Below are 25296 nucleotides of genomic sequence, written 5' to 3'. Positions count from 1 at the left end.
TCCGCCGACGTCCGGAAGCGGTCAGTCCGCGGTGTTGACCATCGAGGCGGCGGCGTACGTCAGGTAGTCCCACAGCTGCCGCTCGTGCTCGGGCGCGAGCCCCAGCTCGTCCAGCGCGACCCGCATATGGGCGAGCCAGGCGTCGTGGGCCGCGCGGTCCACCCGGAACGGCGCGTGCCGCATCCGCAGCCGCGGGTGGCCCCGGTGGTCGCTGTAGGTGCGCGGGCCGCCCCAGTACTGCATCAGGAACAGCGCGAACCGCTCCTCGGCCGGGCCCAGATCCTCCTCCGGATACATCGGCCGCAGCAGCTCGTCGCCCGCCACGCCCTCGTAGAAGCGGTGGACCAGGCGCCGGAAGGTCGCCTCGCCGCCGACCTGCTCGTAGAAGGTCTGCTCCTGAAGCGTGTCGCGCGGAATCTCAGTCACCCGTCCATGGTCGCAGACGCACCGCCCGAGGTCAGCGGTCCTAGGACCAACGTCCGGTATCCGGCCGTGCGCTTCCCCTCTCGCCCCCACGCCTCCGGCGCAGGACAGTGGAGACATGGGTGCACACCGGCAGGGCCCCTCCCCATCCGCTCCCGACGCCGAGGCCGACGCGGCGCGGGACGCCCTCGTGCGGGAGATCGTCGCGCGGGGCGGACTCACCGATCCCGCCTGGCGCACCGCCTTCGCCGAGGTGCCCCGCCATCTGTTCGTGCCGTTCTTCTACGTGCACGGGATCGGGGGCTACGAACGCCTCGGGGCCGAGGGCGCCGACCCCGGGCAACGCTCACGCTGGCTGCACGGGGTGTACGCGGACGGGGCGCTGGCCACCTGGCTCAAGGACGGCGAACTCGTCTCGTCCTCCAGCCAGCCGTCCCTCATGGCCCTGATGCTCGACGCCCTCGATGTGGCGGACGGACACACGGTCCTGGAGATCGGCACCGGCCCCGGCTACAACGCGGCCCTGCTCGCCCACCGGCTCGGGGACCCCGCCGTGACCAGCGTCGATCTGGACCCGGAGATCACGGAGTCGGCCCGCGCCCACCTCGCCGCGGCCGGGTACCACCCGACGGTGATCACCGGCGACGGCGCCCTGGGCTGCCCCGAGCGCGCCCCGTACGACCGGATCATCGCGACCTGCACCCTGCCCTCCGTACCGCAGAGCTGGCCGGAACAGTGCCGTCCGGGGGCGCTGGTCCTCGCGCCGCTCGCCACCGGCCTGGTCCTGCTGGAGGTCCGCGCGACGGCGCACGGACCGCGCGCCGAGGGGCACTTTCTGCACACCCCGGCGTACTTCGTGCCCCTGCGCGGGGCGCTGCCGCTGGCCGACGGGCTGCCGCACCTCGGCGGACTGCCGCGCCGGGTGGCCGGGGACGACCTGTTCCGGTTCCTCCTGACGCTGACCGCGGGCACCCTCGATCCGCACGAGGCCCTCTCCCTCTGGGAGCGCGAGGGGCGCCCGCAGCGGGAGAGGTACGGCATCACGGTCGGCCAGGGCCGGCAGTGGGCCTGGCTCGACGATCCGCAGGGCCCCTACACCTGGCCGCTCGCCGCCGGTCGGTGAACGGGGGCGGCGAGCACCGGCGTCCTGCCTGGCCCGGCGTGTGGTCGGGCTTCTGCGCGGGCCCGGTGTGTGCTTGGCTCCCGCGCGTGCCGGCCCGGCGGTATCAGTCCCGGCGGACCGTGATCGTCGTCCAGGCCCCGACGTGCACCTGGTCGCCGTCCTGGAGCGGCACGGGGACGTAGGGCTGGATCGGCTCCTCGGCGCCGTTCAGCGTGGTGCCGTTGGTGGAGTTCTGGTCGACGACCGCCCAGCCGCCGTCGGGCTGCTGCACCAGCACCGCGTGCTGGTGCGAGACGCCCGGGTCCTCCGGGGGCACCGACAGATCGACGTCCGGGGACTCGCCGGTGCTCTGCCGGCGACGACCGATGGTGACCTGGCTGCCGGTGAGCGGAAGGCGCTGCTCCGGGGAGTACGCGGGCAGGTTCAGCCCGGTCGCCTCGGGGCCGCTGCGCTGCATCATCGCGAGGAAGTACGCACGGTCAGGGGCGATCACGGCGGTCCACGTGGCGGGCTGCTGCGGCCTGCCCTGGCCGGGCACACCGTGCTGCTGACCCTGGTCGTACCCCTGGTCCTGCCCGTGCTGCTGATGACCCTGGCCCTGGCCCGGGTGACCTGGCTGGCCCTGGCCCTGGTGGGGACCCGGCTGCTGGAACTGCTGGGGCGGCTGCGCCTGGGAGGGCGGCGACAGCATCCAGTCGTCCCCGCCGCCGGCATGCCCCGACGACTGCGGAGGCGCGGGCGGCGCCGACTGCTGATGCTGCTGCGGCGGCGCGAAGGGCGAGGCCTGCTGGGGCTCGAACGGCGACGGAGCCGACTGCTGCGGTTCGAACGGCGAACGCGCCGACGGCGCGCCCTGCTGCTGGAACGCGGACGGCGGGGGACCCTGCTGGAACGACTGCGGAGGACCGCCCTGGCCACCGTTCCCCTGCGGACCGCTGTTCCCCTGCGGACCGTTCTGCTCCGGGGTGAGCGGCTCGGCGGGACGGTTCATCTGCGAGGGCCGCGAGCCCTGGTAGTCGAACGGGTCGCGCTGCTGAGGCGCGCCGGGCGGACCGCCCTGCGCACCGGGACCACCGGGACCACCAGGACCGGGCTGACCGCCGGGGCCACCAGGACCGCCGGGGCCGGGCTGACCGCCGGGGCCCTGCGCCTGGAAGCCGGGCGGCAGGTTGAGGCCGGGCGGCGGGCCGCTGGGCGTGCTGTGCTGCGGGGCCAGCGGGGTGTAGGAGGTCGCCGTGCTGGTGAGGAAGTTCCAGCGGCACTCCTCGCAGAACGGCGCCATCGCCTCACGCGGCGTACGGCACTGCGGGCAGAGCTCCGCCTGCATGGTGGGCTGTCCGCCACCGGTGCCGGAACCCGGCTGCGGGTAGCCGTAACCGGGCGCGGGCGGCGGAGGAGGCGGCGGGGGCACCGCGCCCGCGGGCGCACCGCCGGTCGTCATGCGGTGTCCGCAGACCTCGCACCAGTCCTCGGAACCCGACTGGTGTCCGTTCGGGCAGGTCGGCATGTCGGCGCTTCCCCCTCTCCTCTACCGGCCGCGGAGGCCGCATGCTGTCGGTCGCGGTGCCTTGACCGCGAGGCGATCGAATTGTGCTACTTCTTGACGCGAACGGTCTTGGTGGAGCGCGTTTCGAGGGTCATCTCGTCCGCTTCCGCGACCTTCGCCTTCAGTCGCACAGTACCTGTCGCGGCATCGACGACGTCGACCACCTTCGAAAGCAGCTTCGCGGTGTCCTGGTTCCCGGACGCCGACGCCAGCTGCACCGCACGGCCCAGCTTCGCCGTCGCGCCGTCGAAGTCGCCCGACTTGCGTGCGTCCAGCCCCTGCTGGATGACCTGTGCCAGTTCCGCCTGCCCCGTGTAGTGCGCGACCTGCGGATTGATCGAGGTCGACGCCACCATGTCGTCCGTCCACACGGCCCGTACGAGCCCCTGCGACAGCGTCTGCGGCGTGCCCGCGCCCGCGGGGCCGGGCAGGATCAGCGAGACCCGGGCCGCCAGCATCTCCTGGCCGATCCCGGCCTCCGGCACCAGGACGCACACGTGGTAGTCGCGGGACTCGTCGCCCCAGGAACCGGTCGGGTAGTCCCCGGCCCGGGCGTTCGCCTCGGTGCGCCGGGCGGTCAGGTCGGCGACGGTCGGTGCGACCTGCTTCACGAACCGGATCTCCACGCCCACCGGGGTCCAGAGCCGCAGCGCGACGTCCGCGACCTCCTTGCCCATGGCGTTCTCCATCATGTGCGTGAAGTCCGCGGCCAGCCCCGCGGGGTCGGCGACGATGTCGGCCGTGCCGAGGAGGGCGGCGGCTATGCCGGTGACCTCCTTCACCTCCCAGTCGGTGCCGACCCCGCGGGCGTCGCAGGTGAACCGGCCCGCGCACGAGTCCATGGCCGCCCGCAGGTCCTCGGGCGACTCGTGCTCGTTGCGGCCGTCGGTCAGCAGGATGCCGTGCCGGATGGAGACGTCGGCCGAGTTCAGCAGCCGGTCCGCCAGCCGCAGCCAGGTGCCGATCGCGGTGCCTCCGCCCGCGCTCAGCTTCCGCAGGGCCTCCTTGGCCTGCGCTTTCGTCTGCGCGTCGGCGACCGCGAGCCGGCCGTTGCCCGGATAGACGTCCTTGGCCACATGCGTTCCGGCGACCACCGCGAATCGGGTCCCCTCGCGCAGGGTGCCGATGGCCGCGGCCGTCGCGTCGCGCGCGTTGCGCATCTTCGTCGGCGGGTAGTCCATCGAGCCCGAGCAGTCGACCATCAGCACCACGGCCGCGCCGGGCCCCTGCCCGGCCCCGTACGCGGGCGCCGCGTCCGCCAGCGGTATTCCGCCGGTGGTGCCGCCGCCGGTCGAGGTCACGGTGACGATCGCGTTGACCTCACGGCCGCCCTCGGGCAGGAACTCGTTCTGGTACACCTCGACGGAGAACTGCGGCACCTGCGACTTGGAGAAGTTGGCCATCTGGTCGGCTCCTTGAGGCTCAAACGGTTTCGCAGGCCGATCCTGCCCCTTGCGGCCGGACGGCGAACGGCAGAAGTGCCACGGTTACGTTGTCGTGGCCCCCGCCGTCGAGCGCGTGTCCGACGAGCACCTGGGCGCCGCGCAACGGGTGTTCCTGGGCGTCGTCCGGGACCGCGGCGGCCATCTCCTCGGCGGACTCGGCGTAGTTCCACAGGCCGTCCGTGCACACGACGACCAGGCCCGGCCGGTCCGGCTTGAACGCGGCGGTGTGCGGCTCCAGTTCGTACGCGTCGGCGCCGAGCCAGCCGGTGATGGCGTGGGCGCGCTCGTCCGCGTACGCCTCCGCCTCGTTCATCAGGCCGGCCGCCACCATCTGCGCGGCCCAGGAGTCGTCCTCGGTGAGCCGGGCGGTCGGCCGGCTCCGGTCCTCGGGCACCCAGTAGACCCGGCTGTCGCCGACCCAGCCGACGATCAGCAGCTCGCCCGCCATGACCGCGCCGACCAGGGTGCAGGCCGGGGCGTTCTGGTGGCGGTGCGCGTCGTGCTCCATCGCCCCGGCCGGCTCCTGCGCCAGGGCGTTGACCGCCTCGGACGCGGCGACGATCGCCTCGTGCATCGCCTGCTGTGGATGCGTGCCGCGCGGCAGGGACGCCAGCAGCGACTCGTTGGCGGCGTTCGCGGCGGCGGCCGACGCCTCGTCGGGGCGGCTCGCGGAGGAGACGCCGTCGCAGACGATCGCGACCACGGCGGGCGAACCGTCCGGCAGCGCGGTCGAGGACACCGCGAAGGAGTCCTCGTTGCGGTGGTGGCGCAGGCCCCGGTCGCTCACCGCGGCCACCGAGCCGAGCTCCTGCTCCATGTGGTCGCGCTCACGGGGCTGGGCGTGCCCGCAGTTCTCGCAGTAGCCGTCGGGGTCCACCCGGCCGGAGCGGCAGGCCACACAGACCTTCCCCCCGGCGGTGGGAGCGGCGGCCGCCGCGGTGTGCTCGGCCGTACGGGGATCGGGCGCGGCCAGCGCGAAGTCACCGGAGTGCTCCGCACCGCCCGGCTCCGCCCGGTCGTCGTGGCGCACCGGAACGGCCGACGGCTCAGGACCGCCGACGGGCCCCGGCCTGGGCCCTGTCGGCGCGCCCTGCCCGGCCGCCGCACTCGGCTCCTGGGCCTGTTCCCGCTGCTGCTCCTGGTCCGCCAGGGGCCTGCCGCCCGAGTCCGTCCCCGGCAGGTCCGACGGACGGTGCACGGGCGCGGGCACGTCCGAACTGTCGGTCTCCGCGGCGGCGGGCCACCGCACTGCCTCGGACCCCGACGCGGCCGGGGGCACGGTGATGGCCATCGTGGGCCGGTCACCCGCGCGCGCGGGCACGGCCGAGAGGTCGTAGCCGCACGCCCCGCAGAACAGGTCACCCGCGGCCGGCGGTTCGTCGCAGCCGGGGCACTTCGACAGGGCGGGCTGCTGGTGGCTCTGAGACATCTTCACACCCACGTCCGGGGGCGGAAACGGTTGGCCCGCTCCACCAGTTCGATCCTCTCGTCGCCCCGCTGCGCGAGCCGGGCGAGCATCCGGTACGAGCGTTCCAGCCCGAACCGCAGTCCCCGCTCGGTCAGTTCGGCGCCGAGCAGTTTCCGTGCATCCGGCGGACCGGCGGCCGGTCCGCCCGGCCCCGGGACACCGGGACTACCGGAGAGTACCCAGTCGAGCGCCTTGCCCAGTACCTCCGTCGACAACTGCTCGCGCCGCACCGGGTCCAGACCGAAGGCGTCCAGAGCGGTCACCTGGCCCCCGGCGGCCGACAGATCCGTCAGCAGCGGTTCCCGGTGCGAGCGCTCGCGCAGCCGCGCCCGGACGGCGGCGACCCGTGCCGCCGTGTAGTGGATCGAGGCCTCCGGCACCGACTCCAGGCTGCTCACCGCTGCACCCCGCTCCCCGGCGGCGATCTGCACCCGGGCCAGGCCGAACGCGGCGCTGACGAACCCGGGATCGGTCGCCCACACCAGGCGGTAGTACTCGGCGGCGTTGTCCAGCTGGCCCAGCACCTCCGCACAGATCCCGAGCGCCAGCTTGGGCGCCATCTCCCCGGGGAACGCGTCGTAGACCGCGTCGAAGGAGAGCGCCGCCGTCTCGTGGTCGCCGGTCACCAGCGAGGTGACGCCCCGATACCAGACGACCCGCCAGTCGTCCGCGTGTTCACCCTCCAGGGTGGTCAGCGCACGGGCGGCCGCATCCGGCTCCCGCATCTCCAGCCGGGCCCGCAGCTCCCGCAGCCGGGTCTCCAGCGAGGGGACGGGGACCGTGTCCAGGGCGGTGATCAGCTCGGCCGGGGCGGAGGCCATCAGACCCGCGAGGAAACCGGCGTTCGGGTCCGTCGCGTCGACCCGCGGGACCGGCAGCGCCAACGCGGTGGCCGGGGCGTCGAACGGGGCGAGCCGGACACCCCCGCCGGGGCCGTACGGTCCGGCCGGGGCGGTCTGGACGTACGGTCCGGCCGAGGGACCGGTGGCGTACGGGCCGGGGGCGGCGACCGGGGCCTGGCCGGGCGCCCGGGGCGCCGGAACAGGAGCGTGCGCCGGGGGAGCGTACGGGGGCGGCGCCCCGCCGCCCGGCGCGGAGCCCCGGACATGGGTCGGCGGCACGGCCAGGGGAGCGGCGCCCGCCGCGTGACCCCCCGCCGGGCCGGACGGCTGCGCGCCCACCGGCAGCGCCCCGGCCACCGCGGACGTCACGGCCCCCGGCGCGACCGGAGCCGCACCGCCGTGGACCTGCCCCGCGCCGGCCTGCGCGGGAATGCCGGCCGGCTGACCACCGCGGCCCTTGCGGCGGCCCAGCGTCCCGCCCCGCGCGGAGCCGGTGTCCCGGCCGCCCAGCTGCGAGACGTCGTCCGTCTGCGGGGCGAACAACTCCGTGTCGACCACGCGCAGTTCCGCGCCGAACAGCGTCGACAGGGCCGGGCGCGGCCGGCCGGTCTGCAGCGCCACGACCTCCCGCAGCACCCCCGTCAGCTGCTCGGCCATCTCCGCGGCGGAGCCGAACCGGCGGGCCGGGTCCGGGTCGGTGGCCCGCACCAGCAGCCGGTAGAACGACTCGTAGGTGCGCAACACCTCGATGGTGTCCGGGTCCGGCAGCGAGTCCACGAAGACGTTCGTGTACCCCTGGAAGTCGAAGGTGAGGACCGCCAGCGTCCGGGCCACCGTGTACAGGTCGGAGGCGACCGACGGGCCCAGCTCCGCCACCTCGGGGGCCTGGTAGCCGACCGTGCCGTAGATCGCGGACTCGTCGTCGTCCATCCGGCGCACCGCGCCCATGTCGATCAGCTTGAGCTGGTCCTCGGTCTGGATCGCGTTGTCGACCTTGAAGTCGCAGTAGAGCAGATTGCGGCTGTGCAGATGACCGAGCGCCTCCAGCGCCTCGATCCCGTACGCGCAGGCCTGCTCCACCGGCAGCGGGTCACGCTTCCCGGCCGGGGTGCGGCGCTCGTTGGCGATCTCCTTGAGGGCCTTGCCGCCGACGTACTCCATGACGATGTAGCCGTCGAGGGAGCCGGTGCGCTGGTCCAGGTGCTCGACGAAGTTGTAGATCCGCACGATGTTGGAGTGCTCGATCTCGGCGAGGAAGCGGCGCTCGGAGATCGCGGCGGCCATCGCGTCCTGGTCGCCGGTGTCCAGCAGGCCCTTGAGGACCACCCAGCGGTCGGAGACGGCCCGGTCCACCGCGAGATACACCCAGCCGAGACCGCCGTGCGCCAGGCAGCCCACGACCTCGTACTGGCCGTGCACGATGTCGCCGCCGCTCAGCTTCGGCACGAAGGAGTACGGGTGGCCGCACTTGGTGCAGAACCCCTCGGTGCGGCCCTCCCGCTCACCGCGCGAACGGCCCACCGGGGCCCCGCAGTCCGAACGCGAGCAGAACCGCTTGCGCTCGGGCACCTCCGCCCGCTCCATCACCGCCGTACGCGGATCGGGCCGGGGGACGTCCGGGACCTCCACCAGACCCACGCCGAGCCGCCCCCGGGCCGAGGCCGCCGACGTCGAGCCGGAGGAGCGCACCGAGACCGAACGGGAGGTCGACGCCCCGGACAGCGAACGCGACAGCCGGCCGGAGACCGAACGGCGCGAGGTCGACGAACGGGACGAGGACCGCGCGGAGGCACGGGAGCCGGAGCGCTGCGAGGCACTGTCCCGGCTGCTCGCCCGGCCACCCCCGGCGATCCCGGTCGGCGGCGAGGAGACCATCCCCGTCGGCGAGACGACCGGAGCCAGACCGCAGGTGTCGCAGTACAGCTCACCGCCGCCCATGTCCTCGTAGTCGCCCTCGCACGCGGGGCGCTGGCACTGCGTACTCATCGTGATTCCCCCTGTTCGCCCGCGCCTTGCCCACCCTGCGGTCCGTCGGGCCGGCGCGACGGCAGCGACTCCGCGACCGCGTGCTGGTAACGCAGGACGGCCTGCTCGGCGACCCGCAGATCGCACGGCGCACTCCACAGCATGCGGCGCGCCGCGTCGTACCGCTCGATCAGCAGCGGGTCCTCCGCCAGGCCGTGCCGGGCCACCTTCGCCTTGTACGCGTCGAGCCGGCCGCGCAGCTCGGCACGGACCGCCAGCGGCGCGGTCACCGAGGTCAACGACTCACGGGCACGCAGCAGTTCGTCCTCGGCCTCCTGCTCCAGGGACTCCAGCAGCGGCGACAGCCGGTGCCACTGGGCGTGCCTGCGGTGTTCCGACGCGGCCGCCAGACGCTCCTGGAGAGCGGTCGGCGGACCGCTGACCGCGGGCACCTCGGATGCGGCGATCTTCGCCAGCACCTCGCCGCGCGCCGCCCGCGCCTCCGTCAGGGTGCGGTCGGCCCGCGAGAGCACGTCCCGCAGCCGCACCAGGCGCGCCTCCGCGTCCTGCCGTACCGCGAGCACCGCCTCGATCTCGCGCCGTACGTCCTCCAGGGCGCGGGCGGCCCGGTCGTAGCGCGAGGTGTCGGGGCGGCCGCCGCCGGGCGCGGCGCTGCCAGGACCCGGCAGCCAGAACGCCAGCGGGTCCGAGATCACCTGCACCCGCAGCGTCGTCAGCTCCTCGGTGATCTCCGCCAGATCGTCCCCGGCCGGATGCTCCCCGGGCCGCACCCCCACCGAGTGCGCCAGCGAACGCGTCCGGTGCAGCTCGGCCGCGAGCAGGTCGATACGGGCGGGCAGCGCCGACCAGACGGAGTCGGAGGCGACGACCATGTCCAGCGACCTGGCGTACAGCTCGTTCATCCGGGCGACCAGCTCCTGGAGCGAGAACCGCTCGGAGAGCCGGGCCGGGCCGTCGGCCGAAGGCGGCGGCACCGCACCCGGGTTGGCGACCGTGACCGACTCGCCGCGCAGCAGCTCGGTCAGCGCGGAGAGGTCCTCCCGGTTGGGGTGGCGGCGGCGCGCACGGATCTCGCGGGCCTCGGACAGCGCCCCCGCGTACGCGTCGAAGTACCCCCACAGGCGGGTGATCGACTGCTCGGTGGCGGCCCAGCGCTCCCGGGTGACGCCGGTCAGCTCGGCGCCCTCCAGGAGCCGGCGCCCGGCATGGTCCTGGAGCGCGAGGAGCGAGGTCTCGATGGCCTCGTGCTCCGCCCCGAGCCGGGCCAGCGCACGGTCCGCCTCCTCCCGGTCCATGACCGGTCCGGGGGGCCTCCCCGCGAAGCTGGGGAAGGATCCCGCGACGCCCATCGATCACCTCTCCGCTCTCCCCGCGGGGCCGGTGGGCCCGCGGGATCGGTCTGCTTCGGTCTGCTCCGGTCCGCTCGTTCCGGTCGGTTCGCTGCTGTGGTGCACGGTGCCGCGGCGCGGGTGCCGCGATGTCACCGGGTCAGTCGGTGCGGTACTTGGGGGCGGGCGGTGCGGTGATCCCGGGCAGGCCGGTCGCCAGCCACTTCTCGTAGGACCGCATCCAGGCGCTGTCCTTGCCGCCCGCCCGGTAGTCGACGAGGACCTTGTTGACCCGGGCCACCAGATCGTCGGAGCCCTTCTTCGTGGCGACGCCGTAGTACTCCGTGGTGAACGGATCCTTCCCCTTGAGCTCCACCGCCGGGTCCTGCGCCGCCTGCCCGGCCGCCAGGGCGTTGTCCGTGACGACCGCGTCGACCTCGCCGAGCTGGAGCCGCACCAGGCAGTCCAGCTGGTTGGGCACGGTCAGCCGGTCCGGGTCGCGCTCGGTGCCGTCGAAGTCGTCCTTGAAGAGCGCCCCGAAGGACCTCCCCTCCAGCGCCTCATACGCCGTGGAGCCCTCGGCCGAGCAGACCCGCTTGCCCTTCAGCGAGGCGTCGTAGCCGGTGATCGGAGACTCCTTGGGCGCGAGCACCTGCTGCCCGGCCTGGAAGTACGCGGTGGAGAAGGAGACCTGCTCAAGCCGCTTGCAGTTGATCGTCATCGTCCGCACGACGACGTCGACCCGGTCGTTCTCCAGGGCGGCGATGCGCTGGTTGGTCGGGATGGCCCGGAAGATCACCGCGTCCGGGTCGCCCAGGAGGTCGTCGGCGATGGCCCGCACCAGATCGATGTCGAACCCCTCCAGATCCCCGCTCTCCGGATTGCGGTAGCCCCAGCGGAAGCTGTTCTGGTCGACGCCCGCTATCAGCTTGCCGCGCTCCTTGATCTTGTCGATGCTCGGCCCGTCGGCGCCGGACGCGGGCAGGCTCGCCTCCGGCTCCGTGCACGCATCCGCCCTGGTCCGGTCGGCCGTCACGACCCCGCCCGACGTGCCCGCCCCGGCCGATCCGCCGTCGTGGTGGGCCAGCGGCAGCAGCGTGACCGCGGCGGTGACCGCGCACGCCACCGCCATCCCCGTCACCCCGCCCCAGCCGCGCAGGCCGCCGCGCCCGGGCCGGTCCTCGGACCTGCTCATCGCTGCCCCTCTCACCGGTACTCCGAGAGCCTGCGGTTGACCCCGACGATCACGGCGACGGCCCCCAGCACCGCCAGGGCCGCGGCCCCGGTCGGCAGGCCCCGCAGGGCCCCGCGCCCGTCCTTCGCCGCCGAGGTGAACTCGCCCTGCTCATGGGCGAGCGCCTTCTCCAGCGCGGCGTCCACCTGCTGGAAGGACTGCCCGGTGGACTTCTCCGCCCCGATGATCTGCGCCAGCGCGCCGTCGTAGTCGCCCCGGTCGTCCGTGGCCCGGGCCTCGCGGTGCCGCGCCTGCCACTGCGCCACGCCCTCCGCCGCCGTGGCCACCGGCGCGCTCCCGCTGTCGTCGTCCGCGAGCCGCTCGGCCTTCTCCAGCTGCGCCTTCAGCGCCTTCATCCCCGAGCTGTAGTCCGCCTCGTACTGGTCGGCGGAGCCGTCGGGCGTCAGCACCGCGCCCCGCGCCACCAGCGTGAGGTTCTCGTTGGCGCGCGCCTTCAGGGAGTTGATCCGGGCGTCGTTGAGGACGTCCAGCGACTCCTGACCGTGCACCATCGCCGACCGCAGCTCCGAGCGCGCCACCGTGTGCCCCACGGCCAGCCAGAGCACCACCACCGATGCGGCGGCCGTCGCCGCCAGCAGCCCGTGGTTCAGCACCCGGTTCGTCCGGCGGTAGGTGCGCCACTGCATCCACCCCAGCGCCCCCAGCACGACGATCCCGGCCCCGATCGACCACAGCGGCCACTGCCGGGCGTCGGCCGAGTCGCTCTCCAACCGGCCCGTCTCCGCCGCGTACAGCCGCTCGGCTGCGGGGAGCATCTCGCCGGTCATCTTCTGGTTCGCGTACCGGAGATAGGCGCCGCCCAGCGGGAGGCCCTGGCGGTTGTTGGCTCGGGCGCGCTCGATCAGGCCCGTGTACACCGGGAGCAGCTTGTTGAGGGTGGCTATCTCACGGCTGGACGCACTGGCGGAGTCGGTGCTCCCCGACGCCTTCACCAGCAGCCGGGCCGCCTCCTCGATGTCCTTCCGATACTGCTCCTGCACCGCCTCCGGCTCCTGCGCCCCCGCGAGGAACCCGCTGGCCGCCGTGGTGTCCGCGTCCGCCAGGAAGCGGTAGATGTCCGCCGCGTCGGCGCTGAGCGGCTGGCTGCGACTGACCACGTCGTCGGCCGAGGAGGCCCGCTGCGCCATCTCCAGCGTGGTCACCGCGCCGAACGCGACGACCAGCAGGGCCAGAACGGCCCCGATGATCTGGAGCCGGCCGGGCTCGGTGGTCGCCACGGCGCGCAGGCGCTGCGCCTGCGCGGTCCACGTGGTGCGCTGTGCGGGCACGGCGACGTGCCCGGACACCGGGTCCGGCGTACGCGACGTCTGCGAGCCGCCGCTCGGCGGGTGTGTCACTCGACCTCCCCCTCGGTCACTGACAGTTGGGTCCCCGTCCCGTCCCCGTCATCAGTCCCCGCATTCGATCAGGGCGGACGCGGCCGATCAAGGCAAGCAGCACAACGTGCCCGGATACATCCCCATAAGCGAACGGACTTCCCATCAGGTACACGTTCCAGAAGCCCGATCGGTTCCCTCGCGCCCCTCGTACGCCAGTCGTTCACCCGTACGAGGAAGGAACGAGGCAGGAACGAGGAACGAACGAGAAGCGTCCCCCCACGCGGTCTGCGTGGAGGGACGTTTCCCCGGCGTTTCCCCGACGAGCGGTGCACCGGAACCCTCAGGCGTACCGCGCGCGCAGCCTCCGGTGGACCTCCGGACCCGCGCCCGTCCGGTCCAGGCCCAGCAGCGCCGCGCCCAGCACCGGCGGCTCGGACACGACGCGCACCTCGGCCTTCGGGGCGCGGGCCGCCAGCAGCGCGGCGATCCGGTCGTTGAGCTGCGGGTGCCGCGCGGCCAGCACACTGCCGCCGAGCAGCACCGGAACCTCCTCCTCCAGCAGATCGAGGCGGTCCAGCGCGACCGAGGCCATCGCCACCACCTCGTGCGCCTGCCGCTTCACCAGCGCGGCCGCCACCGGATCCCCGGCCTCCGCCGTCGCGAACAGCACCGGCGTCAGCTCGTGCCGCCGCCCCAGCGGGATCGCGCCCCGGTGCAGCGCCTCGATCAGCCCGTACATCGAGTCGAGCCCGAAGTGGCGCGGCAGCGCGCGGGCCAGCTCCGAAGCCTCGCCCCGCCCGTCCTCGGCGCGCGCGGCGAACCACAGCGCCTCCTCCGCGAGCCCCGAACCGCCGCCCCAGTCACCGGAGATCCGTCCGATCGCGGGGAAGCGGGCGGTCCGCCCGTCCGGGGTCATGCCCACGCAGTTGATCCCGGCCCCGCACACCACCGCGACGCCCCGGGGCTCGTCCACCCCGGCGCGCAGGATCGCGAAGGTGTCGTTGCGCACCTCCACCGAGGAGCCCCACCCACGCGCCCCCAGTGCGGCGGCCAACTCGGCCTCCTCGACCGGCAGATCGGCGTTGGCCAGGCACGCCGAGACATGACCGGAGAGGACGGGCGGAGCCGGCAGCTCCGCGACCGCCCGCTCCAGCACCCCGGCCAGCACGTCGATCGCGGCCTCCACCCCGATCACGGGCGGCTGGAAACCGCCGCCGCGTGCCGTGGCCAGCACCGTGCCGTCCTCGCCGATCAGTGCCACATCGGTCTTGCTGTTGCCCGCGTCGATGGCGACGACCGACACGTTCACGCCCACGCCAGGTGCTCCCGGTTGTGCGCGATCAGCCGGTCGGTGAGGCCCTCGGCGTAGTCGAACTGACCGATCAGCGGGTGGGCGAGCAGCGCCTTGAAGACCCGGTCCCGGCCCCCGCGCAGCGCGGCTTCCAGGGCGAGGTCCTCGTACGCCGTGACGTTCGCGATGAGACCGGCGTACAGCGGGTCCAGCGCCGGGACGGCCAGCGGCGTGGCCCCGTCGCGGCCGACCCGGGCCTGCGTCTCGATCACCGCGTCGTCCGGGAGGAACGGCAGGGTCCCGTTGTTGTACGTGTTGACCACCTGGACCGGGGAGCCGCCGTCGCCCAGCAGCGAGGCCGCCAGGTCCACGGCCGCCTCGGAGTAGAACGCGCCGCCGCGCTTGGCGAGCAGCTCGGGCTTCTCGTCGAGCGCCGGGTCGCCGTACATCGCGAGCAGTTCCTTCTCCATCGCCGCGACCTCGGCGGCCCGCGACGGCTTCGTGCCGAGCTCCCTCACCACCTCGTCGTGGGCGTAGAAGTAGCGCAGGTAGTAGGAGGGGACGACGCCGAGCCGGTCCACCAGCTTCCGTGGCATGTGGAGGTCGTCCGCGATGGCGTCGCCGTGCTCCGCGAGCAGCTTCGGCAGGACGTTCTCGCCGTCCGGGCCGCCGAGGCGCACCCCCAGCTCCCAGCTCAGATGGTTGAGCCCGACGTGGTCGAGGTGCACCTGGCCCGGCTCCACCTCCAGCAGCCGGGCGAACTTCCGCTGGAAGCCGATCGCCACGTTGCACAGGCCGACGGCCTTGTGCCCGGCCTGGAGGAGGGCGCGGGTGACGATGCCGACCGGGTTGGTGAAGTCGATGATCCAGGCGTCCGGGTTGGTGCGGCGGACCCGCTCGGCGATGTCCAGGACGACCGGCACGGTGCGCAGCGCCTTGGCGAGGCCGCCGGCGCCGGTGGTCTCCTGGCCGACGCAGCCGCACTCCAGCGGCCAGGTCTCGTCCTGGTTGCGCGCGGCCTGTCCGCCGACGCGCAGCTGGAGCAGGACCGCGTCGGCGCCGGCGACGCCCGCGTCGATGTCGGTGGTCGTCGTGATCTTCCCGGCGTGGTCCTGCTTGGCGAAGATCCGCCGGGCGAGGCCGGAGACCAGCTCCAGGCGGTCGGCCGCCGGGTCGACGAGCACCAGCTCCTCGATCGGCAGCGTGTCCCGCAGCCGGGCGAATCCGTCGATCAGTTCAGGGGTGTAGGTGGACCCGCCACCCACTACTGCGAGCTTCATGTCAGCCCTTTACTCCGGTCAGTGTGACGCCCTCGACGAATGCCTTCTGGGCGAAGAAGAAGACGGCGATCACGGGGGCCATGACCAGAACGGTCGCGGCCATGGTCAGGTTCCAGTCGGTGTGGTGCGCGCCCTTGAAAGATTCGAGGCCGTAACTGAGCGTCCAGGCGGCCGGGTTCTCCGAGGCGTAGATCTGTGGTCCGAAGTAGTCGTTCCAGGCGGCGAAGAACTGGAAGAGGGCGATGGCCGCGATCCCTGGCCTGGCCATCGGCAGGACGACCTTCATCAGCGTACGGAACTCACCGCAGCCGTCGACCTTCGCGGCGTCCAGGTATTCGTTCGGGATGGTCAGCAGGAACTGGCGCAGCAGGAAGATGGAGAACGCGTCGCCGAAGGCCATCGGGATGATCAGCGGCCACAAGGTGCCGGACAGGTCCATCTGCTTGGCCCAGAACAGGTACATCGGGATGATGACGACCTGCGGCGGCAGCATCATCATCGAGATGACGAGCATCAGTGACAGCTTGCGGCCCCGGAAGCGGAACTTCGCCAGCGCGTACGCCACCGGGATCGACGACACCACGGTGAGGACGGTGCCGAGGCCCGCGTACAGCAGGGTGTTGCGCCACCAGGTCAGGAAGCCCGGGGTTTTGAAGACCCGTTCGTAGTTGCCCCACTCCCAGGTGTTCGGGGTGAGGTCGCGGGTCAGCGCCTGCTGGTCGCTCATCAGCGAGGTCAGCACCACGAAGACGAACGGCAGCACGAAGAAGAGCGCGGCGGCGATCCCGAGGGAGTGCACGGCGATCCAGTGCAGCAGCGCCTTGCGGCGGGCGGTGCGGGCGGCGGGCGTCCGCGCGGGGCGCTCCGGGGCGACGGCAGCGGCTTTGCGGACAGGGTCGAGGAGGTCGGTCATGGCTCAGTCACCCGCCGAGATCAGGTTGTTGCGGCCCCGCATCAGCAGCGCCGTGAAGGCCATGGCCAGGGCGAACAGGACGAGGGCGACGACACAGGCGGCGCCGTAGTCGAAGCGCTGGAAGCCCAGGTTGTAGACGAGCTGCGGAAGCGTCAGTGTCGACTTGTCGGGATAGCCGGGTTCGAAGGACTGGCCGGAGCCGCCGATGACCCCGGAGGCGACCTTTCCGGCGACCAGCGGCTGGGTGTAGTACTGCATCGCCTGGATGACGCCCGTCACCACCGCGAACAGCACGATGGGTGAGATGTTCGGCAGGGTCACGAAGCGGAACTTCTGCCAGGCGGACGCCCCGTCCAGCTCCGCCGCCTCGTACTGCTCGGTCGGCACATCCAGCAGCGAGGCCATGAAGATGACCATCAGGTCCCCGATGCCCCACACCGCGAGCATGGTGAGCGCCGGCTTGGACCAGGAGGCGTCGTTGAACCAGCCGGGCGTCGGCAGTCCGAAGTCCCCGAGGATCGCGTTGACCGGCCCGGTGCCGGGGTTGAGGAGAAAGACGAAGGCGAGCGTCGCGGCGACCGGCGGGGCCAGATAGGGCAGGTAGAACAGGGTGCGGAAGACCCCGGTGCCCGTCTTGATCTTCGTGATCAGCAGCCCGATCCCGAGGCCGAACACGACCCGGCAGGTGACCACGACGAGCACCAGCCAGAGTGTGTTCCACAGCGACGGCCAGAACATCGGGTAGTCCTGGAAGACGTACGTCCAGTTCGTCAGCCCGTTGAAGGCGGGGGCGCCGAACCCGTCGTACGAGGTGAAGGAGAAGTAGACCGTCGAGACCATCGGGTAGGCGAAGAAGAACGAGAACCCGATCAGCCACGGCGACATGAAGGCCGCGTTCCGCAGCGCCGACCTGCGGCGCTTGGAGCGGAGGGTGTGCGTCGTCATCGTCGGGCTACTTGGCCTTGGCGATGTCGGTGTCGATCTGCCGCGCGGTCTTCTCCAGACCCGCCTGGAGGTCCTTCACCGCGCCCTTCTCGTACTGGTAGCCGAAGTCCTGGAGGGTCAGCTGGTACGTGGCCCCGTTGACGGCCCCGTCGGAGGTGCTGGACTTGGGGTGCTGGGCGATGTCCAGGAAGGTCTTGAAGCGCGGGTCGAACTTCAGGTCGGGCGACTTCAGCGCCTCCAGGGTGGAGGGCACGTTCCGGATGCCGTTGGAGAAGTTGACGACCGCCTCGGTGTCGGTGGTCATGAACTTGACCAGCTCCCAGGCGGCGTTCTGCTTCTTGCTGGCCGGGGCGATGCCCACGATGGTGCCGGAGAGGTAGCCCTTGCCGTAGCTGTCCGCCTCGTCGTCCGCGACGGGCATCGGCGCGACCCCGATCTCGAAGTCCGCCCCGGCGTCCTCGGCCATCCCGAGCCGCCACTCGCCGTCCAGCTGCATGGCCACCTGGCCGGTGTGGAACGGGTGCTTGGCGCCCCACTCGTCACCGAAGGTGCCCCGGTACTTCTCCAGCTTGCTGTAACCGCCGAGGCTGTCCACCAGCTTCTTCTGGTACGTGAACATCTTGGCGAACGCCGGGTCCTTGGCGATGTTGGACTTGCCGTTCTCGTCGAAGTAGGCGTGGTTCCACGAGGGCATGTAGTGGCTGACGACGGTCTCGTAGCCGTGGAAGTTCGGCATGAAGCCGAGCTGCTGGTAGGTGTCGCCCTTCGCGACCGTCAGCTTCTTCGCCACGTCGGCCAGTTCGGACATCGTCTTCGGCGGCGCGGTGATCCCGGCCTTCTCGAACGCGTCCTTGTTGTAGTAGAGGCCGTAGGCGTCGGTGAGCAGCGGCAGGGCGCAGCGCTTGCCCTCGAACTGGGTGTAGTCCAGGAGGACCTTCGGGAAGGTCTTCTCCAGGTCCAGCTTCGACTTCTCGATGAACGGCTTGAGGTCGGTGAAGGCGCCGGACGAGCAGAACTTGCCGACGTTGGCCGTGGTGAAGGACGAGACCACGTCCGGCCCGTCCGAACCGCCCGCGCGCAGCGCCTGGTTGAGCTTGTCGTCGTTGATGTTGCCGGAGACCTTCACCGTGATGTTCGGGTGGGCCTTCTCGAACCGGTCGATGTTGTCCTGGACCGCCTTCACCTCGGCGGGCGCGCTCCAGCCGTGCCAGAAGTTGATGGTGGTCTTCGCGTCCGGATCGTCGGAGGCGCCGGCCTCGGACGATCCGGTACACGCGGTGGCGAGCACCGATATCGCGGCGACGGCGACAGCGGTGGTGGTGAGACGGCTGGTGCGCATGACGAAACTCCCAGGGACCGGGGGCGGGGAAGAAGGGCAGACGACGGGGGATGGGGAACGGGTTGTGGCTCAGCGCGAGGTGTCGAACACTTCGTCGCGGGTGTCGGCGAGCGCCCGTTCCAGGGCGCCGCGCAGGACGGGGGTGCGGTCGATCTCGCCGACGACCAGGCGCGGCCGGGAGGCGGCCAGCTCGGCCAGCTCGGACTGGATCAGGGAGCGCAGGATCTCCCCGCCCGCCGCGACCGCCCCGCCGGAGAGCACGATCAGCCCGGGGTCCAGGACGGCGGTGACGGAGGCGAGGCCGGTGGCGAGCCGCTGGGCGTACTGGCGCAGCAGCTCGGTGAACGCCTCGTCCTCCTCGTACGCGGCGGCCGCCCGCGTCAGCAGTCCGGCGGCGACCTTCGCGTACGGCTGCTGCGGGGTGTCGATGCCCAGCGCCTTCGCGAGCCGGGGCACCGCCTGGGCGCCCGCCAGCTCCTGGAAGCCGCCGCTGTTGGCCTTGACGACCTGGCGGACCAGCGGGGTGCCCGGCACCGGCAGGAAGCCGACCTCGCCCGCGCCGCCGGTGAAGCCGCGGTGCAGCCGGCCGTTGATGACGAGGGCGGCGCCGAGGCCCTCCTCGTTCCAGAGCAGCACGAAGTCCTCGTGGCCGCGGGCCGCACCGAGGCGCTGCTCGGCGACGGCGACGAGGTTGACGTCGTTCTCGTACTCCACCGGCATCGGCAGGAACGCGGCCAGCTCGTCCAGCAGGGTGGGGGAGTGCCAGCCGGGCAGGTGCGAGGCGTACCGCAGCCGCCCGGTGCCCGGGTCGAACGCGCCCGGGGTGCCGATGACGATCCGGTGCACGTCCGCGCGGGTCAGCCCCGCGTCCTTGACCGCCCCGTCCAGCGCGTCGGCGACCTGCCGCACCACGCTGTCGGCGCGCCGCCCCGGGGTGGCCAGCTCGAACTGCCCGACGGTCGCCCCGGTCACGTCCGCGACGGCGGCGACGATGCGCTGCCCGTTCACGTCCAGACCGGCGACATGGGCGGCGCGCGGGTTCACCGTGTAGAGCTGCGCGTTGGGTCCCGGGCGCCCCTCGCTGGTCCCGGTGGCGACGACGAGCCCGGCCGCCTCCAGGCGGGCCAGCAGCTGGGAGGCGGTGGGCTTGGAGAGCCCGGTCAGCTTGCCGACCCGCGTCCGGGAGAGCGGCCCGTGCTCCAGCAGCAGATCGAGGGCGGCCCGGTCGTTCATGGCCCGCAGCACACGCGGGGTGCCCGGAGTGCCGGATGCGCCGGGTGAGCCCGGAGTGGTTCCCGCCATCGTGGATGCACCGCCCTCTGTCAGGAACTCACGTCCGTGACGTCCGCACGCGACGTTCGCCCGTGACGTCCGCCGTGACTCTGTTAGGAAAGTTTCCTATTCGGTTGAGAGGACGGTAGGGCGCAGGTCACCGGGGCGTCAATGGGTGCCACCTGTCCGGCAGTCAAAGTGTTACCTGCGACGCGGACGCCCCCGGCCGCTGTCCTGGGATCCAGGCGCGGCCGGGGGCGTCGGCGGAAGGGGCTGCCTACTGCTTGTTGAGGTTGGTCGGCGGCGGTATCGGGGTGGTCGCCATCGACTGCGGGGAGGTTGCCGACGCGTACGCGGAGGGGGCCGCCATCGCCGCCGTCGGGTCCGCCGGGGACTCGCCGTCGGCCTGGAGCGGCAGTACGCCGATCATGCGGATGCCCGCGTCCTCCAGTGCCTGCTTGATGCGCCAGCGCAGCTCGCGCTCCACCCCGAGCGACTTGCCCGGCATCGTCTTCGCGGTCACCCGGACCGTCATCGAGTCCAGCAGCACCGCGTCCAGGCCGAGCACCTCGACCGGGCCCCACAGCCGCTCCGCCCAGGGCTCTTCCTTGGTCATCGTCTCGGCCGCGACGGTGATCGCCTTACGGACCTGCTCCAGGTCCTCGGTCGGGCGCACCGTGACATCGACCCCGGCCGTGGACCAGCCCTGGCTGAGGTTGCCGATCCGCTTCACCTCGCCGTTGCGGACGTACCAGATCTCGCCGTTGTCGCCGCGCAGCTTGGTGACGCGCAGCCCCACCTCGATGACCTCACCGGAGGCGACGCCCGCGTCGATCGTGTCGCCGACCCCGTACTGGTCCTCCAGGATCATGAAGACGCCGGAGAGGAAGTCCGTGACCAGGTTGCGGGCGCCGAAGCCGAGCGCCACACCCGCGACCCCGGCGGAGGCGAGGAGTGGCGCCAGGTTGATCTTGAAGGCGCCCAGGATCATCAGGGCGGCCGTGCCCATGATCAGGAACGAGGCCACCGAGCGCAGTACCGAGCCGATCGCCTCCGAGCGCTGGCGTCGGCGCTCCGCGTTCACCAGCAGCCCGCCCAGCGCGGTGCCCTGCACCGCCTGGGCGCTGCGGTTCATCCGGTCGATCAGGTTGGTCAGAGCGCGCCGGATCAGATAACGCAGCGTGATCGCCACGGCGACGATCAGCAGGATGCGCAACCCGGTGCTCAGCCAGGTGGACCAGTTCTCCTCGACCCAGCCCGCGGCGTTCCCGGCCTGTTCGGCGGCTTCGTCCAGCGAGCCACCCGGCCCGGGAGACGGGGCTGCGGCCAAGAGGACGGACAGGGACACGGCAGAGACCTCCAGGGGCACGACGGCTGGTCAACAACACTAACGAAGCCGGGGGAGTGGATCGTTGCCGTTGTGGGAGGAGAGACAGGTCTCACCGGGAACACCTGCGCTGTGGCCGATCGCACAGCGCGGACGGCCGCCCTGGTGAGGCACTTGTCCGACCCCCGCGGAACGGTGCGCGGGGCCCGGGGTGAGAAAAATCCTCCCGGCCCGTTACCCGTACGTGGTGGCGCTTTGACCAGGCATGAGGAGAGACTGAGATCGGATCGTCCCGGCGCGAGCCACGCGCCGCCGGCGTACAAGGAGGCATCCACCGTGCCGCACGTCCTGGTTCTCAACGCGTCGTACGAGCCGCTCGGCGTCGTACCGCTCCGCCGCGCGCTCGTCCTCGTCCTGGAAAACAAGGCCATCTGCCTGGAGGAGTCCGGCTCCTTCCTGCACAGTGCCACCCGTGCCGTGCCCGCTCCCAGCGTGGTCCGGCTCAAGCGCTTCGTCCGGGTCCCCTACCGCGGGCCCGTTCCCCTGACGAGGCGGGCGCTGTTCGCCCGGGACGGCGGGCGCTGCATGTACTGCGGGGCCGCCGCGACCAGCGTCGACCACGTCATCCCGCGCAGCCGCGGCGGCCGGCACGCCTGGGACAACGTGGTGGCGGCCTGCCGCCGCTGCAACCACGTCAAGGCCGACCGCCACCTCCCCGAGCTGGGCTGGCGGCTGCGCCACCAGCCCGCCCCGCCGACCGGCCTGGCCTGGCGGATCATCGGGACCGGTCACCGCGACCCGCGCTGGCTGCCGTATCTGCAACCGTTCGGCGCGGACGACGTGATGGCCCGCATCGACGGCGTGTCCGCCTGAGTCCGGGCCTTCGTCGTCCTCGGCTGTCCTCCGGCTCCCTCGTACGGCTCAGTCGTCCGTCTCTGCCGTACGGCTCAGTCGTCCGCGACCGCGTACGCCTCCACCGACCAGAGCGAGTAGCCGTACTGCGTGGCCCGGCCCTCGCCCTGCACCCGGATGAACCGGGTGTCCTTCGCGTCCATCCGGACCGACTCGCGCCCGCCCCGGCCCTCCGCCACGGTCGCGGCGGTGCGCCAGACGCGGCCGTCGGCGGAGACCTGGACGCGGTAGCGGGAGGCGTACGCGTCCTGCCAGCTCAGCACCACCTGGCCCAGCCGCACCGGCTTCGCCAGCTCGGTCTGCCACCAGGCGCCGTCCTCCACCGGTGAGGACCACCGGGTCTCCGGATCGCCGTCCGTGGCCGCCGACGCGGGGAAGTCCGGGGTCTCGTCGCCGGACGAGGAGGCCTTCGCCGTACGCGCCAGATCCGGGCCGCCCGTACGCGGGAAGGCCCGCACGGTCAGCGTCGACTCCTGGCCGCCGAAGGTCAGCGGCACCTCGTACTCGCCCGCCGGGGTGTCCTTCGGGACGGTGATGTCCACGGGCACCTCCGTACGCGATCCGCGCGGCACGGTCGTCTGCTTCGGGACCCGCACCTCGATGCCCTTCGGGGCCTTCGCGGTGAGCTTGCCCTTCACCTCGACCGGACGCCGGCCCGCCAGCCGCGCCGCGACCCGCTGGGGTTCGCCGCCGATCTCCGCTTCGGTCTCGCCGTCCTTCAGGTCGAGCGTGGCCGCTGGCTCGTCGCCGAACCACGGCACCAGGGCCCGCACCTGCGGGGCCCCCGCCACGACGGCGGGCGCGGCGGGCAGGGTCGGGCTCAGGTAGGGCGGCCGGGCGGTCCGGGCGGCCTCCGGCACGGTGACCCGTACGGCGTCGGCGCGCAGCCCCTTCGCGGCGGTCTGGGTGAAGCCGCTCGGCGACAGCCGCCCGAGGGACCGCCACCCCTCGCCGGGCACATGGGCCTCCACGACCGCGTCGGCGAGGGCGTGCCCGGGCTCGGCGAGCGCCGTGACGGCCTCCACCGGGCGGGGCGTGTCCAGCCGGACCGTATAGCTGCGGGCGTCCTTGGTGACCCGGCCCGAGGCGCGATCGGTGCCGTTCCACCCGGCGGCCACCTTCGCCGCCCGGTCCAGGAACGGGTCCAGCACCCCCTTGCCCACCGTGGCCCGGCTCGCCCTGATCTCCTCGCGCAGCGGCTCCAGGGCCAGTTGGATGCGCCAGGCGGCGGCACCGTCCCCGGCGGCCTGGGCCTGGAGCAGGTCCACCGCCAGCTCACCGGCCCGGCCGTAGCGGGCCAGCTGCTCGGTCCAGGGGCGCACCTCGTCGGTCAGCCGGCCCTCCGCGGGGGTCTTCAGCCGCTCGGGGGCCTGCCGCATCACGGAGAACGCCGCCCGCAGCCCGTCCGCCGCCCGGTCGCGGCGGGAGGCGTCGGCGCGGGTGCTCCAGAAGGCGTCGAACAGGGGCTGGAGGTAGGCGGACTCCTTTGCGCCGAGCACCGAGCCCGCGCTGTTCCCCGCCAGGGCCAGCAGCGCGTCCCGGGCGGCCGCGTCCCCGCCCGCCAGATCGTCGATCGCCGCCCGCCAGGACGCGGCGGGGTCGTACCCCTTCGGGTTCCAGGCGAAGTCGGCGGCGGTGAACAGCGGGATCCGGGAGGCGGACGGCTGCTCCATGGCGTTGGCCAGCAGCGCCGCCGAACCGCTCGCCACCGCCGGGTCCCGGCCGGTGTACGGGCCGAGGAAGACGCGGTCCTGGGCGTAGTCGTTGACCGGGTAGTTGTCCATCGTCACCAGCGGGTGGCGGAACGCGGCGCGGGCCCCGGCCAGTTCCCCGCCGGTGATCTTCTTCGGGACCACCCCGACCCCCGTCCAGGCCACCTGCACCCGGTCGTCCAGCTCGGCCGCCAGCGCGGTGCGGTAGTCGGTGGCCCCGTCCTGGTAGAACTCCGTCGGCAGGACGGACAGCGGGGCCGCGTCCGGGTGCCGTTCCGCCAGATGCCGGGCGAGGGCGCCCGCCACCCGGGCCTGGGCACGGGCCGCCGCCTTCGGACCGTTGCCGAAGGTCTCGGCGTCCAGATCGCAGTGCCACTCGCTGTAGCTGACGTCCTGGAACTGGAGCTGGAAGACCCGGACGCCCAGCGCCCACATCGCGTCGACCTTCTTGGTCAGCGCCCTGACGTCCTGGTCCGATGCCATGCACATGGCCTGACCGGGGGACACGGCCCAGCCGAGCGTGACGTGCTCGGCCCGCGCGCGCTCGGCCAGCGCCCGGAAGTCGGCCCGCTTGTCCGCGGGGTAGGGCTCGCTCCAGCGCGCCAGCCGGTAGGGGTCGTCGCCCGCCGCGTAGAGATAGCGGTTCTGCTTCGTGCGGCCCATGAAGGAGATCTGGGCGAGCCGCTCCTCGCGGGTCCACGGCTGTCCGTAGAACCCCTCGGCCATGCCGCGTACGGCGGTTCCCGGCCAGTCCCGGACGGTCACCCCGGCCACCGATCCGCCGGCGACCAGTTGGCGCAGGGTCTGGACGGCGTGGAACAGGCCGTCCCCGCCGAGCCCTTCCAGCGCGACGGTGGGCCGTCCGGCGGCCTCGCCGACCGCGAGCCGGTAGCCGCCCGACGGCAGATCGGCCCGGTGGGGGGCGCGCAGCGCTCGCAGGGCCTCGCCGGCGCCCGTGCCGCCGAGCCGGATCACGGGGCCGCGGCCCGGCAGGCTCTCGTGCAGGGTCCGGACGCCCGCCGAGCGCAGCAGGTCGCGCGCCTGCTCGACGGCGTACGGGTCGGCCTCCGGCGCGGCGACGAGCGTGGCCTCCGAGCCGAGCGGCACGGCGGGCCCGGTGGTCCTCATGCTCTGCGGGCGGGGCCACACGGACGGCGTCCGGGTGGCGTCGGCGCGGTCGGCGGTGTCGGCGACGGGCCCGCCGGGATCACGGGGAGCGGCGGGGGCGGCCACCGCCGAGGGAGCGACGGAGACGGATCCGAGGAGTCCGCCGATCACGGCGGCGGCCACGGCCGTCGCCTGCCTTCTGCGCCCGATCCGCACGTCGCGTCCCCTTCCGTACGTCCCCACTGCCCCTGGCGGGCTCCGAGCCCACCACCCGGGCGCAAGGGTGTCAATGCGCTTGGCCGTTCTGCCGGAATTGCCGGAAATCGCGACACCTCGGGCCCCGTGCGGCCGGTGCGGCGGATGGGAGTGGCTGAAAACGGTCCATACCTGCCGTACGGGGGAACGGAATGTGACCCAGGGCACGTTGGGGTCGTTGTCATAACGCCCGCATCACATCCACGTC

18 protein-coding genes are annotated in these 25296 nt (G+C 72.9%); 2 read left to right on the top strand and 16 right to left on the bottom strand.

Annotation, left to right across the window (positions count from 1 at the left end; genetic code table 11):
* Nucleotides 1-21 precede the first annotated feature (21 nt).
* Entirely contained in the window at nt 22-426 is a 405-nt protein-coding gene (locus tag WQO_RS11160; RefSeq protein ID WP_003969111.1) for a globin, read from the bottom strand.
* Between the two features lie 115 nt (nt 427-541).
* Here WQO_RS11160 and WQO_RS11155 point away from each other — a divergent pair, with 115 nt between their 5' ends.
* Entirely contained in the window at nt 542-1546 is a 1005-nt protein-coding gene (locus WQO_RS11155) for a methyltransferase domain-containing protein (protein ID WP_010063037.1), read from the top strand.
* Between the two features lie 103 nt (nt 1547-1649).
* Here WQO_RS11155 and WQO_RS11150 read toward each other — a convergent pair whose 3' ends face one another.
* From WQO_RS11150 to WQO_RS11080, 14 genes are all read right to left on the bottom strand, one after another.
* The gene (locus tag WQO_RS11150) at nt 1650-3053 is read right to left on the bottom strand and encodes an FHA domain-containing protein (protein WP_010063036.1); all 1404 of its coding nucleotides are present in this window, start codon (nt 3051-3053) and stop codon (nt 1650-1652) included.
* An 86-nt stretch (nt 3054-3139) separates the two neighbouring features.
* Entirely contained in the window at nt 3140-4495 is a 1356-nt protein-coding gene (locus tag WQO_RS11145; RefSeq protein ID WP_010063035.1) for a vWA domain-containing protein, read from the bottom strand.
* 19 nt (nt 4496-4514) lie between these two features.
* The gene (locus WQO_RS11140) at nt 4515-5966 is read right to left on the bottom strand and encodes a PP2C family protein-serine/threonine phosphatase (protein ID WP_058954205.1); all 1452 of its coding nucleotides are present in this window, start codon (nt 5964-5966) and stop codon (nt 4515-4517) included.
* 2 nt (nt 5967-5968) lie between these two features.
* Nucleotides 5969-8833 carry a serine/threonine-protein kinase gene (locus WQO_RS11135; protein WP_079055538.1) on the bottom strand — a complete coding sequence of 955 codons (2865 nt, stop codon included), beginning with the start codon at nt 8831-8833 and terminating at the stop codon, nt 5969-5971.
* Nucleotides 8830-10182: a coiled-coil domain-containing protein gene (locus WQO_RS11125; protein ID WP_029182545.1), complete on the bottom strand. Its 1353-nt coding sequence runs from the start codon at nt 10180-10182 to the stop codon at nt 8830-8832. Before WQO_RS11125 ends, WQO_RS11135 begins: the two co-directional genes overlap by 4 nt.
* 139 nt (nt 10183-10321) lie before the next feature.
* A complete protein-coding gene (locus WQO_RS11120; RefSeq protein ID WP_010063028.1) occupies nt 10322-11356 on the bottom strand; it encodes a glutamate ABC transporter substrate-binding protein in 1035 nt (344 codons plus the stop codon).
* Between the two features lie 11 nt (nt 11357-11367).
* Nucleotides 11368-12753, bottom strand: coding sequence for a hypothetical protein (locus WQO_RS11115; RefSeq protein ID WP_010063027.1), 1386 nt, complete (start codon nt 12751-12753; stop codon nt 11368-11370).
* Between the two features lie 322 nt (nt 12754-13075).
* Entirely contained in the window at nt 13076-14050 is a 975-nt protein-coding gene (locus WQO_RS11110) for an N-acetylglucosamine kinase (RefSeq protein WP_010063026.1), read from the bottom strand.
* The gene (locus WQO_RS11105; RefSeq protein ID WP_010063025.1) at nt 14041-15306 is read right to left on the bottom strand and encodes a 6-phospho-beta-glucosidase; all 1266 of its coding nucleotides are present in this window, start codon (nt 15304-15306) and stop codon (nt 14041-14043) included. The genes WQO_RS11110 and WQO_RS11105 overlap by 10 nt, the downstream gene beginning before the upstream one ends.
* Nucleotide 15307: 1 nt before the next feature.
* Nucleotides 15308-16219 (bottom strand): carbohydrate ABC transporter permease, encoded by a 912-nt coding sequence (locus WQO_RS11100; RefSeq protein WP_010063024.1) that lies wholly within the window; start codon nt 16217-16219, stop codon nt 15308-15310.
* A 3-nt stretch (nt 16220-16222) separates the two neighbouring features.
* The gene (locus tag WQO_RS11095; protein WP_010063023.1) at nt 16223-17164 is read right to left on the bottom strand and encodes a carbohydrate ABC transporter permease; all 942 of its coding nucleotides are present in this window, start codon (nt 17162-17164) and stop codon (nt 16223-16225) included.
* Nucleotides 17165-17171: 7 nt separating this feature from the next.
* On the bottom strand, nt 17172-18503 hold the full coding sequence (locus tag WQO_RS11090) for an ABC transporter substrate-binding protein (RefSeq protein ID WP_010063022.1): 1332 nt from the start codon (nt 18501-18503) through the stop codon (nt 17172-17174).
* Between the two features lie 69 nt (nt 18504-18572).
* Complete coding sequence (locus tag WQO_RS11085; RefSeq protein ID WP_029182544.1) at nt 18573-19805, bottom strand: ROK family transcriptional regulator; 1233 nt, start codon at nt 19803-19805, stop codon at nt 18573-18575.
* A gap of 247 nt (nt 19806-20052) precedes the next feature.
* On the bottom strand, nt 20053-21123 hold the full coding sequence (locus WQO_RS11080) for a mechanosensitive ion channel family protein (RefSeq protein ID WP_010063018.1): 1071 nt from the start codon (nt 21121-21123) through the stop codon (nt 20053-20055).
* Between the two features lie 315 nt (nt 21124-21438).
* On the opposite strand from WQO_RS11080, the gene WQO_RS11075 reads away from it, so the two are divergent.
* Nucleotides 21439-21975: an HNH endonuclease gene (locus WQO_RS11075; protein WP_010063017.1), complete on the top strand. Its 537-nt coding sequence runs from the start codon at nt 21439-21441 to the stop codon at nt 21973-21975.
* 74 nt (nt 21976-22049) lie between these two features.
* Here WQO_RS11075 and WQO_RS11070 read toward each other — a convergent pair whose 3' ends face one another.
* The gene (locus tag WQO_RS11070; RefSeq protein ID WP_058953948.1) at nt 22050-25049 is read right to left on the bottom strand and encodes a beta-N-acetylglucosaminidase domain-containing protein; all 3000 of its coding nucleotides are present in this window, start codon (nt 25047-25049) and stop codon (nt 22050-22052) included.
* Nucleotides 25050-25296 lie beyond the last annotated feature (247 nt).

Origin of the sequence: Streptomyces globisporus C-1027 (assembly GCF_000261345.2) — a bacterium.
GTDB lineage: Bacteria > Actinomycetota > Actinomycetes > Streptomycetales > Streptomycetaceae > Streptomyces > Streptomyces pakalii.
Note: the sequence above shows the minus strand (reverse complement) of the source record. Positions and strands in the feature narration are given on the sequence as shown.

What these genes read in the sequence shown, in the direction of transcription:
- WQO_RS11155 (WP_010063037.1), top strand. Translation starts at nt 542, where the DNA reads ATGGGTGCACACCGGCAGGGCCCCTCCCCATCCGCTCCCGACGCCGAG.
- WQO_RS11125 (WP_029182545.1), bottom strand. Translation starts at nt 10,182, where the DNA reads ATGGGCGTCGCGGGATCCTTCCCCAGCTTCGCGGGGAGGCCCCCCGGA.
- WQO_RS11120 (WP_010063028.1), bottom strand. Translation starts at nt 11,356, where the DNA reads ATGAGCAGGTCCGAGGACCGGCCCGGGCGCGGCGGCCTGCGCGGCTGG.
- WQO_RS11140 (WP_058954205.1), bottom strand. Translation starts at nt 5,966, where the DNA reads ATGTCTCAGAGCCACCAGCAGCCCGCCCTGTCGAAGTGCCCCGGCTGC.
- WQO_RS11105 (WP_010063025.1), bottom strand. Translation starts at nt 15,306, where the DNA reads ATGAAGCTCGCAGTAGTGGGTGGCGGGTCCACCTACACCCCTGAACTG.
- WQO_RS11085 (WP_029182544.1), bottom strand. Translation starts at nt 19,805, where the DNA reads ATGGCGGGAACCACTCCGGGCTCACCCGGCGCATCCGGCACTCCGGGC.
- WQO_RS11150 (WP_010063036.1), bottom strand. Translation starts at nt 3,053, where the DNA reads ATGCCGACCTGCCCGAACGGACACCAGTCGGGTTCCGAGGACTGGTGC.
- WQO_RS11090 (WP_010063022.1), bottom strand. Translation starts at nt 18,503, where the DNA reads ATGCGCACCAGCCGTCTCACCACCACCGCTGTCGCCGTCGCCGCGATA.
- WQO_RS11100 (WP_010063024.1), bottom strand. Translation starts at nt 16,219, where the DNA reads ATGACCGACCTCCTCGACCCTGTCCGCAAAGCCGCTGCCGTCGCCCCG.
- WQO_RS11135 (WP_079055538.1), bottom strand. Translation starts at nt 8,833, where the DNA reads ATGAGTACGCAGTGCCAGCGCCCCGCGTGCGAGGGCGACTACGAGGAC.
- WQO_RS11095 (WP_010063023.1), bottom strand. Translation starts at nt 17,164, where the DNA reads ATGACGACGCACACCCTCCGCTCCAAGCGCCGCAGGTCGGCGCTGCGG.
- WQO_RS11145 (WP_010063035.1), bottom strand. Translation starts at nt 4,495, where the DNA reads ATGGCCAACTTCTCCAAGTCGCAGGTGCCGCAGTTCTCCGTCGAGGTG.